This is a genomic window from Pseudomonas sp. COW5, assembly GCF_026240005.1.
Lineage (GTDB): Bacteria > Pseudomonadota > Gammaproteobacteria > Pseudomonadales > Pseudomonadaceae > Aquipseudomonas > Aquipseudomonas kribbensis.
This window is the reverse complement of the sequence record NZ_JAPHVP010000001.1, coordinates 887,965-905,457: the sequence shown is the minus strand read 5'-3', so window position 1 is coordinate 905,457 and position 17,493 is coordinate 887,965. Positions and strand designations below refer to the sequence as shown.

Genomic DNA, 17,493 nt, shown 5'->3' with positions numbered 1-17,493 from the left:
CGATCCATCAACCGCCGAGGTACGCCTCGCGCACTTTCGGGTCGGTCAGCAGCGCTTCACCGGTGCCTTGCATCACCACCCGGCCGTTCTCCAGAACGTACGCACGGTCAGCGATTTTCAGCGCCTGGTTGGCGTTCTGTTCGACCAGGAACACCGTCACACCGTCCTTGCGCAGCTGTTCGATGATGTCGAAGATCTGCTGGATGATGATCGGTGCCAGACCCAGCGACGGCTCGTCGAGCAGCAGCAGTTTCGGCTTGCTCATCAGCGCCCGGCCGATGGCGAGCATTTGCTGTTCACCGCCGGACATGGTGCCGCCGCGCTGGTTGAAGCGTTCTTTCAGGCGTGGGAAAAGTCCGAGAACCTTGTCCATCTGTTCCTGATAGTCGCCCTTGTCGGTGAAGAAGCCGCCCATGGACAGGTTTTCTTCGACGGTCAGACGGGCAAACACCCGACGACCTTCCGGCACCACGGCGATGCTCTTGCGCATGATCTGCGACGAGTCCTGGCCGACCAGTTCCTCACCCATGTAACGGATGCTGCCGCTGTGGGCCTGCGGCGAACCGCAGAGCGTCATCAGCAGGGTGGACTTGCCGGCACCGTTGGCGCCGATCAGCGTCACGATCTCGCCCTGGCGGACTTCGACGTTGACGCTGTGCAGGGCCTGGATCTTGCCGTAGAAGGTGGAAACGTTTTCGAACTGCAGCATTTACGCTTCCCCCAGGTAGGCTTTGATCACTTCAGGATTGTCGCGGATCTGTTCCGGCGTGCCGTCGGCCAGAGGCGTGCCCTGGTTGATCACGACGATGTGGTCGGAAATGCTCATGACCAGTTTCATGTCGTGTTCGATCAGCAGCACGGTGACGTTGTGCTCTTCACGCAGCACGCTGATCAGCGCCTTCAGGTCTTCGGTTTCCTTCGGGTTCAGACCGGCGGCCGGTTCGTCGAGCATGAGGATCCGTGGACGGGTCATCATGCAGCGGGCGATTTCCAGACGGCGCTGCTGACCGTAGGCCAGGGTGCCGGCCGGACGGTTGGCGAACTCCTTGAGGTTGACCTTGTCCAGCCAGTACTCGGCGTACTGCATGGCCTCGCGCTCGCTTTTGCGGAACGCCGGGGTCTTGAACAGACCGGCCAGGAAGTTGGTGTTTAGGTGACGGTGCTGGGCGATCAACAGGTTCTCGACCGCCGTCATGTCCTTGAACAACCGCACGTTCTGGAAGGTGCGCACCACGCCCTTGAGGGCGATCTTGTGGCCTGGCAGGCCTTCGATCGGCTCGCCATCGAGCTTGATGCTGCCGCCGCTCGGCTTGTAGAAACCGGTCAGGCAGTTGAACACGGTGGTCTTGCCCGCGCCGTTAGGCCCGATCAGCGCCACCACTTGTTTCTCTTTCACGGTCAGGGCCACGCCGTTGACCGCCAGCAGGCCGCCGAAGCGCATGCTCAGATTTTCGACTTTCAGGATCTCGCGGCTCATTTGCGCAGCTCCATGTGAGGACGTTGCATGGGCAGCAGACCTTGAGGTCGCCAGATCATCATCAGCACCATCAGGGCGCCGAACATCAGCATGCGGTACTCACTGAACTCACGCATCATTTCCGGCAGCAGGATCATCACGACCGCCGCCAGTACCACACCCAGCTGCGAGCCCATGCCGCCCAGCACCACGATGGCGAGAATGGTCGCCGACTCGATGAAGGTGAAGGACTCCGGCGTCACCAGACCCTGACGGGCGGCGAAGAAGCTGCCGGCGAAACCGGCGAAGCAGGCGCCCAGGGTGAATGCCGAGAGCTTGATGAGCGTCGGGTTCAGGCCCAATGCACGGCAGGCGATCTCGTCCTCGCGCAACGCTTCCCAGGCACGGCCCAGAGGCATGCGCAGCAGGCGGTTGATGACGAACAGCGCGAACAGCGCCAGGAACAACGCCACCAGATACAGGAAGATCACCTTGTTGATCGAGTTGTATTCCAGGCCGAAGTATTCGTGGAACGTCTGCAAACCCTCGGCGGCTTTACGTTCGAAGGTCAGACCGAAGAACGTTGGCTTCTCGATGTTGCTGATGCCGTTCGGGCCGCCGGTGATGTCGGTGAGGTTACGCAGGAACAGACGGATGATTTCACCGAAGCCCAGCGTCACGATCGCCAGATAGTCACCGCGCAGACGCAGGACCGGGAAACCGAGCAGGAAGCCGAAGGTGGCCGCCATCAGTCCGGCGATCGGCAGGCAGATCCAGAAGCTCAGGCCGTAGTAGTGCGACAGCAGCGCATAACTGTAGGCGCCGACGGCATAGAAGCCGACGTAACCGAGGTCGAGCAGGCCTGCCAGGCCGACCACGATGTTCAGTCCCAGGCCGAGCATCACGTAGATCAGCACCAGCGTCGCGATATCCACCGCGCCGCGAGAACCGAAGAACGGCCAGACCAGTGCACCGATGATCAACGCAATGATGATCCAGCGCTGGGTGGTCGGCAGGGTCAGGAAGCTGCTGGCCTTGGCCGGCATCTTCGGCAGGCTCGGCGAGGATTTCCACGCCGCGCCGATCTGCTGGTCGAACAGCACGCGCAGGAACATCAATACCGAGCAGACGGCGATGGTGATCAGTGTCGAGGTACTGGTGCCATGCACTTCGAGGTTGATGCCGACGATGGTCAGCTTCAGACCGAGTACCGGGTAGGCCACCGCCCACACCAGCAGGGCGCTGAACAGCGCCTGTTTAAGATTCCTAGTCATACTTTCTCAACCTCCGGACGACCCAACAGGCCGGTTGGCCGGAACAACAGCACCAGAACCAGCAGGCCGAACGCCACGACGTCCTTGTACTGGTCGCCGAAGATATCGGCACCAAAGGCTTCCGCCACACCGAGCACCAGCCCGCCGAGCATGGCGCCGGGGATGCTGCCGATGCCGCCCAGTACCGCGGCGGTGAAGGCCTTGAGGCCGACGAGGAAACCGGCGTTCGGGTTGATCACGCCGTATTGCATGCTCAGCAGCACGGCCGCGATGGCCGCCAGCGCAGCACCGATGACGAAGGTCAGGGCGATGATGTTGTTGGTGTTGATGCCCAGCAGGTTGGCCATCTTGATGTCTTCGGCACAGGCGCGGCAGGCGCGGCCCAGGCGAGAGCGGGAGATGAACAGCGTCAGACCGAGCATGGCGACCAGGGTCACCACGAACACCACGATTTGCATGTAGGAAATCAGCACTTCATGTGCGCCACCTGGCCCGATGGAGAAGTTGCCGGGGATCAGGTTGGGGATGGATTTGTCCTTGGAGTCTTGCGCCAGCAGAACCGTGTTCTGCAGGAAGATCGACATACCGATGGCGGAGATCAGCGGGATCAGACGGTTGCTGCCGCGCAAGGGGCGGTAGGCGACCCGTTCGATGCTGTAACCGTAGGCACTGGTCACGACGATGGTTGCGAGAAAAGCGGCGGTCATCAACAGCGGAACGCTGTCGAGTCCCATCATGGACAGCCCGGCGATGGCGATGAATGCCACGTAGGAGCCGATCATGTACACCTCGCCATGGGCGAAGTTGATCATTCCAATGATGCCGTAGACCATCGTATAGCCGATGGCGATCAGGGCATACGTGCTGCCAATGGTCATGCCATTAACCAGCTGTTGGAAGAAGTGATAGATGTCAGGCATTACAGCGCTCCTAAAAACCTGATACGCATTTCACTGGTGGAGTCATTTTCCCGCCCGGCCCCGTGGATCTTTATCCACTTCGAATCCGGGTTTTGCCAGCGAACCGCTGATGACGGTTTTGAGATTTTCAGGTGGGGAGACTGGCGGATCACGCCAGCGCGGCCCAATACATTCGTAAAACAAAGCCCACGGCACGCCGTGGGCTTTATTGGCAGTCAGTCAGGCAGCGCCTTACTGAGGCGAAACTTCGGTTTTAGGTTTGCCGAAGTGCCACTCGTAGACCACGAATTTGAAGTCCTTCAGGTCGCCCTTGGCGTCGAAGCTCAGGTCGCCGGTAGGGGTCTTGAAGGTGCCGGCGTGAATGGCGGCCGCCACTTTCGCAGGGTCTTCGGATTTGGCAGCGGTGATGCCCTGGGCAATCACTTCAACCGCCGAGTAGGACGGGAACACGAACGGGCCGCTCGGGTCTTCTTTCTTCGCCTTGAAGTCTTCAGCCAGTTTCTGGTTGGCCGGATCCTGGTCGAAGGACTTCGGCAGGGTCACCAGCAGGCCTTCGGACGCGTCCTTGGCGATCTGCGAGATGGAGTCGTTACCCACGCCTTCCGGACCCATGAACTTGGCTTTCAGGCCTTTTTCCTGGGACTGACGCAGGATCAGGCCCAGCTCAGGGTGGTAGCCGCCGTAGTAGACGAAGTCGACGTTGGCTTGCTTGAGCTTGGAGATCATCGAGGAGAAGTCTTTGTCGCCGGCGTTCACGCCTTCGAACACGGCAACCTTGACGCCCTTGCCTTCAAGGGTTTTCTTCACGGCGGTGGCGATGCCTTCACCGTATTGCTGTTTGTCGTGCAGGACAGCAACGATTTTCGGTTTCACGTGATCGGCAATGTAGTTACCGGCGGCAGGGCCCTGGGCGCTGTCCAGACCGATGGTGCGGAACACCATTTTGTAACCACGGCTGGTAATGTCCGGGCTGGTGGCAGCCGGGGTGATCATGATCACGCCTTCGTCTTCGTAAACGTCCGAAGCAGGCTGAGTGGAGCTGGAGCACAGGTGACCGACCACGAACTTGACGCCGTCGTTGACGACCTTGTTCGCAACGGCTACCGCTTGTTTCGGATCGCAAGCGTCATCGTATTCAACGGCTTCGAGCTTCTTGCCGTCGACGCCGCCCTTGGCGTTGATCTGTTCGATGGCCATTTTGGCGCCACTGAACTGCATGTCGCCGTACTGGGCTACCGGGCCGGTTTTAGGGCCGGCGATACCGATCTTGATGGTGTCAGCTGCGAACGAATGGCTGGCAACCCCGGCCAGTACCATAGCGGCAAACAGTTTGGAAATCTGCTTAGTAGCCTTAGTCATAGTGCTCCACTCTTACTGTTGTATTTTTTTAGAGTCCTGACGCCGTAGCAGCAGAACCGGGCTGGATATCTTCGCGATATCTTCCGGAAATGCCCCCGGCAACTGTACCGGTACAGTGTAGAGCGCCGGTTGTTGGCCTGGGAAGCTGGCGCCCAGGGGCAAATTCTGGAGATGTCGCTTTAATGAAAGAAAAAGACAGAATTGCGGCGGGGCTTTCAGAGGGCTTATGCCCCAATCATCAGCATTCCTTGGCTTTCCTGCGCTTTTCGTTCGGTGCAGCCTTTTGCTACCGGGTTTTTCTGCCGGACCACCGACGTTATCATTCGCGCCGATTTCTTTTCCGGACAGTCCCATGAATCAAGAACCTAGCACCCTCTATGCCAAGCTGCTTGGTGAAACCGCATCTATTACCTGGAAAGAGCTGGAGCGCTTCTACGCCCAGGGTGCCCTATTGTGGGTCGACACTGACCTGGATTTGATCGCCGTGGCCGAGGCCGTGGCGTCGGATCAGGGCGAGAAAGTCGCTGCCTGGCTGGCCGAAGACAAGGTCGCCAAGCTGTCTGAAACGCGGGCGCTGGATATTTTCGAACGTGATCCCGAGATGTGGGCGGTGGTGGTCCGGCCGTGGATTCTGGTCCAGGAAAGGGCGTCGGCCTGAGGGGGTGCACCTCGTTGGTGCGCATGATGGCCGAGGAAAAGTGTGTAGCCGAGTAGCGTGATGGCACGTTGCCGTAGAGAAATGCCACAAGCGCGGGTGGCATAACGGTGACGTAAACGTAACGGGCACAGTTTAGTAAGCAGCCTAACGGCTGCTTAATTGTTTCGGGATGTTGGAAAGGCTGAATAAATCGGGGAATTCGAGGGCCTCATCGCGAGCAGGCTCGCTCCCACAGGGAAACGCATTCCAATGTGGGAGCGAGCCTGCTCGCGATGGGGTCGCCTCGGTCCGGTGTCAGACCGAGTAAGTCTTGCCAGTATGGTTATTCAGCGAAATGACCTTGGTCTTGCCGATCCGGTGACGATAGATCTCGCGCAGGTATTTGATCGACTTCTTCACGCAGTCGCGCGACAGGCGAATGTCGTTGATCGAGACAAACTTCTCTTTGTCGTTGATCAGCTCGCGGTACTTCTTCTCGTACATCGGCTTGATCGCGTACCAGTTGGTATCGAGGATCTTCGCCGGGTTCTCGAATTCGTTGAGCAGGTCATCGATACGTTCTTCGTCGAATTCTTCATTGATGATGAAGTCGAGGATCGAGTTGTCGAGGGTCTCGTCGAAACGGTACGGATTCTTCGCGAAGCAACGCTTGATGAACGCCACGATCAGGGTCAGGAAGTCGTCCGACAGGCACGGGCTCTTGGCGATCAGGGTGGTCAGCGACAGGTTGGCCGAAGCACCGATCACCAGCGCGTAACGCTTGAGCGTGGTGTTGGGGAACAGGCTGTTGAGGTGGGTCTTCAACCGGTTCAGGTCCATGTACGACAGCTTGTAGTCTTTCGGCAGCGAAACGATCGAGACCACCGACGAGCAGTTCTTGAAGAAGTGCAGGTCGTGCAGCGCGGCGGCGTCGTAGCCGGAATTCTTGTACTGCTCAAGCGACGCGCGGTAGCGCTTGGATTCGATCGGCAGCAGGCTGATGCCTTCGATCGCCTGGGTGACCTTGTTGAAGTGCGGCAGGTCGATCGAGCGGAAGAACAGGTCGTCGATGTTCAGGCGCTGCGGCTCTTTGTCGAACACCTTGAACTTGTCGCTGCTCGGCGGCGGCGTTTCCGGCACCACGGATTCGGCGTAGGCAATCGCCACCGGGCCGGCCAGGCTCATGAACAGGTCGTTGGCGTCCAGGCGAATGGTCTCGCCGATGTCGATGCCGGCGCGACGGAAATAGTTCTGGTCGTAGTCGGTGGTGACGGCCTGGGCCGTCAGAATGTTGAAGATCTGCTGCGAGATGTACTGGTTGGCGTGCTTCTCCATCGCATTGACATCAATGTTCTGGATGTTGCCGTCATCGCTTTCTTCGGCGTAACGCATGATGTCGTTGGAGATCAGCATCATCGCGTTCCATGGGCGAATACGGCCCATGACGCTGGCTTCGCTGCTGTCTTCGTTGGCGAAGTTGTACGAGAAATCCCATTCTTCCGAAAGGTATTTGCACAGCAGGCGACCGGCGTTGATGTGCAGCGCCTCGGACATTTCGCTGCGGTGGTCGGAAATGTTCGGCAGCACGCAGATGCCGCTGGTGAAGATCGGCTCGAACACGAACGAATGACCGCTCTTGCCGTCATGTTCGTCCATCGGCTTGGTGTCGAACGTCTTGTTCATGTACGAGTGCTGCTGGGCCAGGCCGAATTCCGAGGCCATGCCCGAACCGGTACCGCCGCCGGCACTGAAGATCGAGAAGTACAGGCGCGACTGGTTGGCCTTGATGCCGCAGCTGTCGATCAGGTACGAGTGGATCATTTTCCAGTCAGGGCTGGAGAAACGCTGGGTGTCCTTGTTCAGGATGATCTTCGCCAGGTACTGGCCGAGGATCGGCGCGTTACCGGCGCCACCGGCGTGGACTTCGGACAAGTCCATGATCTTCATTTTGCTGTAGTCGCGCAGGAAGCCGCTCTTTTCGCCCTTTCGCGAGAAACGGATGCGTCCGGCAATGTCCTTGTCCAGGTCGCCGAGCATCACCAGCGGCTCGACCAGGAACACCGGTTTGGTCGACTTGTTCGGGCCGATCCGCAGGTTCTGCTTGATCCACTGGGCCGGGCTGTAGCCTTTGTCGGAGGCCAGGCGGCGGTCAGCCACGCGGTCTTCGTTGTTGAATTCGTTGAGGTAGAACTTGCGCGCGTTGTACACCAGCTCCGCCACGTCGAGGGCGATGTTGGAGCCGCAGCGACCGAGGCCGATCAGGCACACCGACGGGAATTCCTGGTCGTTGTGCTGCTCGTTGTCACCTTCCAGGTGCGGCGGGCGCGGGAACACCAGGTCACGCAGGCCATCGAGGTTATCGAGGATGCGGTCGGTGTTGGTTTCGGTGAAGTACAGGTATTGCTGGGTGCCCAGAGGGCGCGAAGGAGGCAATGGCTTCATCGGGGCAGGGCTGTTCGCCGCAGGGCTCAGGGTCAGATCGGATACCGCAGTGGCCGGATTGTTTTTAGAAGTCATTGTGCGCCATTTACCTGGACTGGTTGGCTCGGCGACCACTGTCGTCGAGCCTCACGGAATGGGAATCTCGCGTCTTTTTGCTGCGCGTATTTGGCCCGTGCGTCAGGGTCTTTGCCTGTGTGTCGCACGGGGGAGTCCTTTCCTGATTGATGATGGATCGGCCATTATTCGGCGATCTTTAATCAAAAGGAGGCTAAATGATGTCAACGCTACCTTCGTTGGGGTTTGCCGGAATCGGACTGATGGGGCTGCCGATGTGCCGGCGTCTGCTGGCGGCGGGTTATCCGCTGACGGTGTGGAACCGCAACCCGGACAAGTGCGCGCCGCTGGTGGAGGCGGGTGCCCGGCAAGTCGCGACCCCGGCCGAACTGTGCGGGCAGGCCGACGTGGTGATGCTCTGCCTGGCCGATACGGCGGTGGTTCGCGAGGTGGTGTTTGGTCCGGCCGGTGTTGCTGAAGGCGCAAGAAACGGTCAGCTGCTGGTGGACTTTTCCAGCCTTGAACCGACGGCGACCCGCGAGATGGCAGCAGAACTGGCGCAAAAGAACGGCATGGCCTGGCTCGACTCACCGGTGTCCGGCGGCGTCGTCGGTGCGGAGGCCGGCAGCCTGGCGATCATGGTCGGTGGTGATGCCGCAGATCTTGATCGGGTTCGCCCGGTGTTGCTCACTCTCGGTCAGCGCGTCACGCACATGGGCGGCATTGGTGCCGGCCAGGTGACCAAGGCCTGCAACCAGATGATCGTTGCCTGCAATGCGCTGGTGATCGCCGAAGTGGTCGCGCTGGCCGAGCAGTCCGGGGTCGACGCCAGCCTGATTGCCGAGGCGCTGGCCGGTGGTTTCGCCGATTCGAAGCCGCTGCAGATCCTCGCCCCGCAAATGGCCGAAAGCCGTTTCGAACCGGTGAAATGGCATGTGCGCACGCTGCTCAAGGATCTCGATACGGCGGTGAAGTTTTCCCGTGAAGTCGGCTCGGCCACGCCGATCAGCGGATTGGCCGCACAACTGATGCGCCTGCATGGGGCGCAGGGCTTTTTGGAGAGAGATCCATCGACACTGGTGAAAATGTACCGCGAGCCAGCGTCAGCGGATTGACCGAGTGGGCGTGTTTGCGCTGATTGATCTCTTCGAGGACCGGGCGCAGTTCGTGCAGCGGCACCGGACGGCTGAGCAGGTAACCCTGAATGAAGTCGCAGCCGGAGCGCTCGAGGAATTCGTATTGCTCCAGGCTTTCCACGCCTTCGGTGACCACCTGCAAGTGCAGGGTGTGGGCCATGACGATGATCGCCTGGACGATTTCCATGTCGGCGGTGGCCTTGGGAATGTCGAGGATGAAGGAGCGGTCGACCTTCAAGGTGTTGAGCGGCAGTCGTTTGAGATAGGCCAGGGACGAATAACCGGTGCCGAAGTCATCGATTGACAGCGACACGCCCAGGGCGCGGATCTGCCGCAATAGCACCAGCGTATTGGCGATGTTGCCCATCAGGGCGTTTTCGGTCACCTCCAGCTCAAGGCGTTCAGGGGCGACCCCGGCGCTGCGCAAGGCGCGTTCGATTTCATTGGCCAGTTCTTCCCGGGCCAGATTCAGGGGTGAGCAGTTCCAGGCGATCTTCAATTCGTCACAGCCATGGCGCGACAGTTCGCCAAGGTCTTCGCAGGCCTTGCGCAGCACCCAGTTGTCGAGTTCGGCGATCAGACCGTTGTTTTCGGCGATGGCGATAAAACGGTCCGGGGTCAGCAGGCCATGCACCGGATGCTGCCAGCGAATCAGTGCTTCGAGCTTGGTGACCTTGCCGGTCTTCAGTTCGAAGATCGGCTGGTAATACAGCATCAACCCGTTCTCTTCGCGTAGGGCATGGCGCAGTTCTTCCTCCAGTTGCAGTTCCAGGCTGGCGCGGTTTTTCAGGTTGGAATCGAAAAAGTGCACGCCGTTGCGCCCTGCGCCCTTGGATTGATAAAGCGCCAGATCCGCGTGCTTGAGCAGTTCATCGCAGGTGGTGCCGTCTTCGGGAAACAGGCTGATGCCGATGCTGGTGGTCATCACCATGCGCCGCCCGGCCAGTTCGATCGGCTCCTTCATCTTGAGCATGATGCGCTGGGCCAGGTTGCGGGCTTCTTCGCGGTCACGCAGGCCTATGAGGATGCAGAACTCATCGCCGCCGAAACGCGCGACCACGTCTTCATGACCGCGCACCGAGCCTTTGATGTGCTGGGCGATGACCTTGAGCAACTCGTCACCGGCATCATGGCCGAGGCTATCGTTGATGCGTTTGAAGTGGTCGATGTCGAGAAACATCACCGCGAGCATGCCGCCCTCGGTGGATTTCTGGCTGAGCTTTTCGGCAAAGAGCTGGTTGAAGCCGCGACGGTTGATGAGGTTGGTCAGGGCGTCGTAATTGGCGGCCTGTTGCAGCGACATCCGCGCCTGATCGAGCTGGCTGAGCAACATGTTGACCCGGCGCAGATCTTGCTCCTTGTTCTGCAGTTTCTTGTCGGCCAGTGCAGCGCTGATGGCACTGCCGAGGATCAACAGTGTGATGAAGGCAACCGTGAGCCCGAGTTGCAGATGGCTGTTTTCGGCCCTGAGGGTGGGAATGTTGCCCTCCGGCAGCACCAAGTGCAGCGCCGCCATGGCGGTGAAGTGCATGCTGATGATGCCGGCCCCGAGAATCAGGGTGGCCACGTATTTGAGCATCTGGTTGTGCAGGCCGCTGCCTTCACGCAAATTTCCGGCCACCCACAGCGCGGCGAAACTGGCACCGATGGCAATCAGGATCGACAGACCGAACAGGGTCGGCTCGTAGTAGGCGGTGGCGGCGGACTGCATGGCGGCCATGCCGACGTAATGCATGCCGGCAATGCCCAGGCCGATGACGATGGCGGTCTTGAAGTATTGCAGCAGACTGGGCTGCGGTTCGCTGAGGGTGTGCATCGCCAGCCAGGAGGCGAGCACGGCGATCACCAGGGAGAACAGGGTAATGGCCAGGTCGTACTGGATGTCGATCGGTGTCTGGAACGCCAGCATGCTGATGAAATGCATGGCCCAGATGCCGCCGGCCAGGCAAGTGGCGCCGATCCAGCGCCAGAGCCGGCGCGATCCGGGGTCTTCGGCATGGCCGACGCGTTCCGCCATGTCGAGGGTGGCGAAACTCGCGGCGCACGCCACCAGATAGGCGACCAGCACCAGCAAGGGGTTGTGTGTGCAATTGAGGATGACCTGCCCGCTCTCCGGCAGCTCGGCAACAAACTGCAAACCAAGCCACTCCATAGCATGCCCCGTCTCTGAGTGCTTCCTTACTGCGTCATCAACGCAGGCGAATGAATGCAGTATAGAGGCCGATTTCGGGGCGCAAGCCGTGGTGGCACATTGGTTCTAATGATTTTGGCATGAGCGCCATAGCGATTGGCGCTAAGGCTCAGGCGACCTCGTTCCAGTGCGGTTGCAACGGCGGCAGGCCGAAACGGGCGCGGGCCTTGTCACAATCAATGTTCTGCTCGCCGTTTTCCCACGATGCCTCGAACTCGCGGCAGGGGCTGGAGCGCTTGTCGTAGATCGTGCAACTCACGGCCTTTCCGACTTCGCCTTCCAGCGCGGTGCAGCGCGGCGCCTTGCGGTCGGTACCGATCATGGCGACCCGGCTGGGCGTGATCTGGGTGACCAGTTCATCAGGCACGGTTCCGCCGGAGGATGCGCATTCACCCCAGAAAAATGACACACGAAAATGGGAACAGCAGGCACCGCAATTCAGACACGGACTGACATCGGACATGGGAGGGGCATCAAAGGGATTGATCGGCTGGATCCGGACGGATCCGGCGGCCATTCTAGGCTTTGCCACGGCGTTGGGAAGGGGGGCGCGAAAGTATTTTTTCATTGCCGGATTTTTCCGCAAAACCCCCGGTTTTAGGGGGATTCGAGCCTTTTCAAGGGCTTACGTTTCGTTACAGTGCCATGGCTCCCTATCAGGCTGGCGAATGATCACAGACAGCCCCGACGGCCGTGACTAGATTGCAGGTTCCGGGCTCGGATGCGTCGGCAGTGAAGCCCTATAACAATAAAAGAGACGGACCCATGCAGAACTCGACCCAAGCGGCGAATGCCTGGCGCATTCTGTTCCTGTTGTTCCTCGCCAACCTGTTCAATTTCTTCGATCGCACCATCCCGGCGATCATCATCGAGCCGATCCGCATGGAATGGCACCTCAGCGACTTTCAGCTGGGGATCGTCGGCACTGCGTTCACCATTGTCTATGCGATTGCCGGCCTGCCGCTGGGGCGCATGGCCGACACCGGCTCGCGCAGCAAACTGATGGGCTGGGGGCTGGCGACCTGGAGCGCGCTGACGGCGGTCAACGGTCTGGTCGGCAGTTTCTGGAGTTTCCTGCTGGTGCGCATGGGCATCGGCATCGGCGAGGCCAGTTACGCACCCGCAGCCAACTCGCTGATCGGTGACCTGTTCCCGGCCCACCGTCGGGCGCGGGCCATGGGGATTTTCATGCTGGGCCTGCCGCTGGGGCTGCTGCTGGCGTTTTTCACCATCGGCGCGATGGTCAAGGCGTTCGACAGCTGGCGTGCGCCGTTCTTCATCGCTGCCGTGCCGGGGCTGCTGCTGGCGGTGTTCATGTTCTTCATCAAGGAACCCAAGCGCGGCGCGGCAGAAACCGTGCAGGTGTCGCAAGAGAAAGTCGACAAGCCGATCCGCCGGGTGCTGGCGGTGCCGACGTTCCTGTGGCTGGTGCTGGCGGGGTTGTGCTTCAACTTTGCGACCTATGCCTGCAACTCGTTTCTGGTGCCGATGCTGCAGCGCTATTTCCTGATGCCATTGCAGGAGGCAGCGGTGGCCACCGGGATGATTGTCGGGGTGACCGGATTGATCGGCCTGACCCTGGGCGGCTGGATCGCCGACAAGATTCACCAGCGCGTGGCTAGCGGCCGGCTGTTGTTTGCGGCGTTCAGTCTGATCATCTCGACGGTGTGCACCGCCTGGGCGCTGCATGCCGGACGGATCGAGATCGGTGTGTTTGTCGCGCTGTTCAGTGTCGGCTGGCTGTTTGCCTATAACTTCTACACCTGTGTCTACACGGCGATTCAGGACGTGGTCGAACCGCGCCTGCGGGCCACGGCGATGGCGCTGTTCTTTGCCGGGTTGTATCTGCTCGGCGGCGGTCTGGGGCCGGTGGTGGTGGGCGGTTTGTCGGATCACTTTGCCAAGTCGGCCATGATTTCGGCGGGGGCCGAGCAAATGACCGAGGCGTTCAAGGCTGTCGGCCTGCATGACGCGATGTACCTGATCCCGGTGGCGCTGTTCTTTACGATGGTGTTTCTGTTTCTGGCGTCGCGGTGCTTTGTGCGGGATGCGAAGCGAATGAAGGAGGGGTTGTCGGCAGTGGTGGAGGCGGATGGCGCAGCGGTGACTGCGTAACTTCAGACAAACAAAAAGGCCCGCATCGCTGCGGGCCTTTTCGTTTTTGGCGATGTAGCAGGGCGGTTTAGCCTGCGACCAGCACCCGGATTGCTTCGAGTCGCAGCGCAGCCTTGTCGAGCATGGCCAGGCCTTGCTCGCGCTGTTTGCGCAGGGCCACCAGTTCGCTGTCGCGTACGGTCGGGTTGACCGCCTGCAACGCGGTCAGGCGCGCCAGTTCTTCATCGGTATCGGCTGCCAGACGACGGCGGGCCTCGGCCACGCGCTCGGCGTGACGCGGGGTGACCTTGTCTTCACCGGCATTGATGCGTGGCGTCAACTGATCGCGCTGAGCCTGGATGAACTTGTTGGCGCTGGCGCGCGGCACGCTTTCCAGCTGGTCGTTCAGGGTTTCGAATGCCACACGGGCCGACAGGTCGTTGCCGTTGGCATCGAGCAGGCAGCGCAGGGCGGCCGGCGGCAGGTAACGGCCCAGTTGCAGCGAGCGTGGCGCAACCACTTCGCTGACGTAGAGCAGTTCCAGCAGTACGGTGCCTGGCTTCAACGCCTTGTTTTTGATCAGCGCGACGGCGGTGTTGCCCATCGAACCGGACAGCACCAGGTCCATGCCGCCCTGCACCATCGGGTGCTCCCAAGTGATGAACTGCATGTCTTCGCGCGACAGCGCCTGGTTGCGATCGTAGGTGATGGTCACGCCTTCGTCGTCGCCCAGCGGGAAACTGGCGTCGAGCATCTTTTCGCTCGGCTTGAGGATCAGGGCGTTTTCCGAGTGGTCTTCGCTGTCGATGCCGAACGCGTCGAACAGGGTTTCCATATAGATCGGCAGGGCGAACTGATCGTCTTGCTCGAGGATGTCCTCGACCAGCGCGTCACCTTCGCCGGCGCCGCCGGAGTTCAGCTCCAGCAGACGGTCGCGGCCGGTGTGCAGCTCGGCTTCCAGACGCTCGCGCTCGGTGCGCGCCTCGTCGATCAGCGTCTGCCACTCGCCGTCGTCGGCTTCTTCGAGCAGCGGCAGCAGGCGCGGGCCGAACTGATGCTGCAAGGCGTTGCCGGTCGGGCAGGTATTGAGGAATGCGTTCAGTGCTTCGTGATACCACTGGAACAGGCGCTCTTGCGGGCTGGTTTCCAGATACGGCACGTGCAGTTCGATGATGTGTTTCTGGCCGATCCGGTCCAGACGACCGATCCGCTGCTCCAACAGGTCCGGGTGCGACGGCAGATCGAACAGCACCAGGTGGTGGGCGAACTGGAAGTTGCGACCTTCACTGCCGATTTCCGAGCAGATCAGCACCTGTGCGCCGAACTCTTCGTCGGCGAAGTAGGCGGCGGCGCGGTCACGCTCGAGGATGTTCATGCCTTCATGGAACACCGTGGTCGGGATGCCGGAACGCACGCGCAGGGCGTCTTCCAGGTCCATCGCGGTTTCGGCGTGGGCGCAGATCACCAGCACTTTGGTGCGCTTGAGCATTTTCAGCTGATCGATCAGCCACTCGACACGTGGGTCGAATTTCCACCAGCGTTCTTCTTCGGTAGCGTCCGGCTGAGCCTGGAAGCTGACTTCCGGATACAGCTCGGCGTGATCGCCCAGCGGCAGTTCGAGGTATTCGTCCGGGCACGGCAGCGGGTACGGATGCAGCTTGCGCTCCGGGAAACCTTGCACGGCGGCGCGGGTGTTGCGAAACAGCACGCGGCCGGTGCCGTGGCGGTCGAGCAGTTCGCGCACGAGGCGGGCGCTGGCTTCGCTGTCGCCATCGTTGACGGCGGTCAGCAGGGCTTCGCCTTCGTTGCCGAGGAAGCCGTGAATGGTCTTGTGCGCTTCGGCCGAGAGGCGGCCCTTGTCCAGCAGCTCCTGAACGGCTTCGGCCACCGGGCGATAGTTCTCGCTTTCGGCGCGGAAGGCGGCCAGGTCATGAAAACGGTTCGGGTCGAGCAGGCGCAGACGGGCGAAGTGGCTGTCCTGACCCAGTTGTTCCGGGGTGGCGGTGAGCAGCAGCACGCCCGGGATCGTCTCGGCAAGCTGTTCGACCAAGGAGTATTCCGGGCTGACCTTGTCTTCGTGCCACACCAGGTGGTGCGCTTCGTCGACCACCATCAGGTCCCAGCCGGCGGCGAACAGCGCGTCCTGGGCCTTTTCGTCTTCGACCAGCCACTCCAGGGCCACCAGGGCCAGCTGGGTGTCTTCGAACGGGTTGGAGGCATCGCTTTCGATGAAGCGTTCTTCGTCGAACAGCGCAACCTGCAGGTTGAAGCGGCGGCGCATTTCCACCAGCCATTGGTGCTGGAGGTTTTCCGGCACCAGGATCAGCACGCGATTGGCGCGGCCGGAGAGCAACTGGCGATGAATCACCAGGCCGGCTTCGATGGTCTTGCCCAGGCCCACTTCGTCCGCCAGCAATACCCGTGGCGCGATGCGGTCGGCGACTTCACGGGCAATGTGCAACTGGTGCGCGATCGGCTGCGCACGCACGCCGCCCAGGCCCCACAGCGAGGACTGCAATTGGCGGCTGGTGTGTTCCAGGGTGTGGTAGCGCAGGGAGAACCACGACAGCGGGTCGATCTGCCCGGCGAACAGACGGTCGCTGGCCAGACGGAACTGGATGAAGTTCGACAGCTGGGTTTCCGGCAGGGTGACGGCTTCGTTCTCGGCGTTCAGGCCGTGATAGACGAGCAGGCCATCGGCATCCTCGACTTCGCGCACGGTCATCTTCCAGCCTTCGAAGTGAGTGATGGAGTCGCCCGGCGAAAATCGCACGCGGGTCAAAGGCGCATTCCTTAGCGCGTACTGGCGGGTTTCGCCAGTGGCCGGGTAAAGCACGGTCAACAAGCGGCCGTCCTGTGCCAGAACGGTGCCTAAACCAAGCTCTGCTTCGCTGTCACTGATCCAGCGTTGCCCCGGTTGATACTGCTGCGCCATGCTGCCTGACTCCCACCTTGAAAAAGCGGGCTATCTTAACGGAATGAGGCCCTGAGGCCAAAGGATTAGGCGTCGCGTACGGCTATTAAATGCCGACGGCCGACTGAGGGAAGATTAGGTCATGCGTCGGTTTCAGGAGCGCTGGCGGCACGATTGAGTGCCAACCCGGTCACAAGTTTTCGACCGATGGCTCAAGGCCCCGATGCCGCAGCCGATAGCCTGCTGACAGGAGACCCTTCATATGCTGCCACCGATGCTCCCCCTGAGCGCCGTGCCGATCACATCCCAGCAGGACCCGATCCGCCAGCGGCCGGACATTCCCCCGGTGGTGCCGGTGCAGGAAAGCTCCAACGAAAGCACCATCGACCTGCAAAAGCGCGATCCTGAAGAGGACGGTTATCTGCTTCGCGAAGAGCAGCGCCGCCAGCAGGAGCGTGAGCGTCGCCGGCACGAAGCCGACGAAGATCCGGAAGAACACCTCGCCGTGCCGGGCACCGAACTCAATGCCGACAACACCGTGCCGGTGGTGCCGCTGATGGAAGACCAGCCGCGTCAGGGCCTGTGGGTCGACATCGAGATCTGAGGCCGCCCGACCACCGCGTCTTGAATACACGATTTGTTGTACGTCGATGACTGGTCAGCGCCGGCGCGAGGCCGCATTATTGGCGCAGTCCTGTCGGTGGTCCGGCAGTTGTGATTCAGTCCAAGCGATGCATCGAACGCCATGAGCCAAGACGACAAACTGATCGACCTCAGCACCGAACGCGCCAAGCGGGTTCACGACCTCAACGAAAAACGCCTGAATGAAGTGCGCAAGGCCTTCGAACAGGCCATGCCGTTGGGAAAACCGAAGAAAAAGTCGAAAAACAAACCGAAAAAGCGTTGATCTCCCCCCTGTATCCGTTGATGCAGGTCAGTTATTTCCCTTCCTTTGCTCCGCACCTTGACCGGTATTGATCCCGGTCAATTCCTGCGCCTGCCTGATTGGTTAACTT

The 17,493-nt window shown here is 60.7% G+C and carries 15 protein-coding genes; 5 read left to right on the top strand and 10 right to left on the bottom strand.

From position 1 onward, the window contains the following. Positions 1 to 7: 7 nt before the first annotated feature. The 6 genes from OQ248_RS04130 to OQ248_RS04105 form a co-directional block, all read right to left on the bottom strand. Positions 8 to 709 (bottom strand): ABC transporter ATP-binding protein, encoded by a 702-nt coding sequence (locus OQ248_RS04130; protein ID WP_003222380.1) that lies wholly within the window; start codon positions 707 to 709, stop codon positions 8 to 10. Further along, on the bottom strand, positions 710 to 1,477 hold the full coding sequence (gene livG / locus OQ248_RS04125; RefSeq protein WP_265812115.1) for a high-affinity branched-chain amino acid ABC transporter ATP-binding protein LivG: 768 nt from the start codon (positions 1,475 to 1,477) through the stop codon (positions 710 to 712). After that, entirely contained in the window at positions 1,474 to 2,730 is a 1,257-nt protein-coding gene (locus OQ248_RS04120) for a high-affinity branched-chain amino acid ABC transporter permease LivM (protein ID WP_085712957.1), read from the bottom strand. Before OQ248_RS04120 ends, livG begins: the two co-directional genes overlap by 4 nt. Beyond that, on the bottom strand, positions 2,727 to 3,650 hold the full coding sequence (gene livH, locus OQ248_RS04115) for a high-affinity branched-chain amino acid ABC transporter permease LivH (RefSeq protein WP_085729918.1): 924 nt from the start codon (positions 3,648 to 3,650) through the stop codon (positions 2,727 to 2,729). The genes OQ248_RS04120 and livH overlap by 4 nt, the downstream gene beginning before the upstream one ends. A 231-nt stretch (positions 3,651 to 3,881) precedes the next feature. Beyond that, a complete protein-coding gene (locus tag OQ248_RS04110) occupies positions 3,882 to 5,009 on the bottom strand; it encodes a branched-chain amino acid ABC transporter substrate-binding protein (RefSeq protein ID WP_085712959.1) in 1,128 nt (375 codons plus the stop codon). 12 nt (positions 5,010 to 5,021) lie between these two features. Continuing rightward, on the bottom strand, positions 5,022 to 5,363 hold the full coding sequence (locus OQ248_RS04105) for a hypothetical protein (RefSeq protein WP_265812114.1): 342 nt from the start codon (positions 5,361 to 5,363) through the stop codon (positions 5,022 to 5,024). Between OQ248_RS04105 and OQ248_RS04100 the strand changes: the two genes are divergently transcribed. Continuing rightward, a complete protein-coding gene (locus tag OQ248_RS04100) occupies positions 5,362 to 5,667 on the top strand; it encodes a DUF2288 domain-containing protein (protein ID WP_265812113.1) in 306 nt (101 codons plus the stop codon). The two genes, OQ248_RS04105 and OQ248_RS04100, sit on opposite strands and share 2 nt — an antisense overlap. A 294-nt stretch (positions 5,668 to 5,961) precedes the next feature. Here the strand turns inward: OQ248_RS04100 and OQ248_RS04095 are convergent, their stop codons facing one another. Beyond that, positions 5,962 to 8,163, bottom strand: coding sequence for a hypothetical protein (locus OQ248_RS04095; protein WP_085712961.1), 2,202 nt, complete (start codon positions 8,161 to 8,163; stop codon positions 5,962 to 5,964). 197 nt (positions 8,164 to 8,360) lie between these two features. Between OQ248_RS04095 and OQ248_RS04090 the strand changes: the two genes are divergently transcribed. Beyond that, a complete protein-coding gene (locus OQ248_RS04090; protein ID WP_265812112.1) occupies positions 8,361 to 9,257 on the top strand; it encodes an NAD(P)-dependent oxidoreductase in 897 nt (298 codons plus the stop codon). Here the strand turns inward: OQ248_RS04090 and OQ248_RS04085 are convergent. Next, entirely contained in the window at positions 9,148 to 11,430 is a 2,283-nt protein-coding gene (locus tag OQ248_RS04085) for a bifunctional diguanylate cyclase/phosphodiesterase (protein WP_265812111.1), read from the bottom strand. The genes OQ248_RS04090 and OQ248_RS04085 overlap by 110 nt on opposite strands. A gap of 148 nt (positions 11,431 to 11,578) precedes the next feature. Then, entirely contained in the window at positions 11,579 to 11,932 is a 354-nt protein-coding gene (locus OQ248_RS04080) for a YkgJ family cysteine cluster protein (RefSeq protein ID WP_119427285.1), read from the bottom strand. A gap of 302 nt (positions 11,933 to 12,234) precedes the next feature. Between OQ248_RS04080 and OQ248_RS04075 the strand changes: the two genes are divergently transcribed. Further along, positions 12,235 to 13,584, top strand: a complete 1,350-nt coding sequence (locus OQ248_RS04075) for an MFS transporter (RefSeq protein WP_347710544.1) — start codon at positions 12,235 to 12,237, stop codon at positions 13,582 to 13,584. Between the two features lie 67 nt (positions 13,585 to 13,651). Here the strand turns inward: OQ248_RS04075 and rapA are convergent, their stop codons facing one another. Next, on the bottom strand, positions 13,652 to 16,498 hold the full coding sequence (rapA, locus tag OQ248_RS04070; protein WP_265812109.1) for an RNA polymerase-associated protein RapA: 2,847 nt from the start codon (positions 16,496 to 16,498) through the stop codon (positions 13,652 to 13,654). Positions 16,499 to 16,739: 241 nt separating this feature from the next. Between rapA and OQ248_RS04065 the strand changes: the two genes are divergently transcribed. Further along, positions 16,740 to 17,081, top strand: coding sequence for an aspartate-semialdehyde dehydrogenase (locus OQ248_RS04065; protein ID WP_265812108.1), 342 nt, complete (start codon positions 16,740 to 16,742; stop codon positions 17,079 to 17,081). Between the two features lie 141 nt (positions 17,082 to 17,222). Next, on the top strand, positions 17,223 to 17,384 hold the full coding sequence (locus OQ248_RS04060) for a hypothetical protein (RefSeq protein ID WP_167443762.1): 162 nt from the start codon (positions 17,223 to 17,225) through the stop codon (positions 17,382 to 17,384). Positions 17,385 to 17,493: the final 109 nt, after the last annotated feature.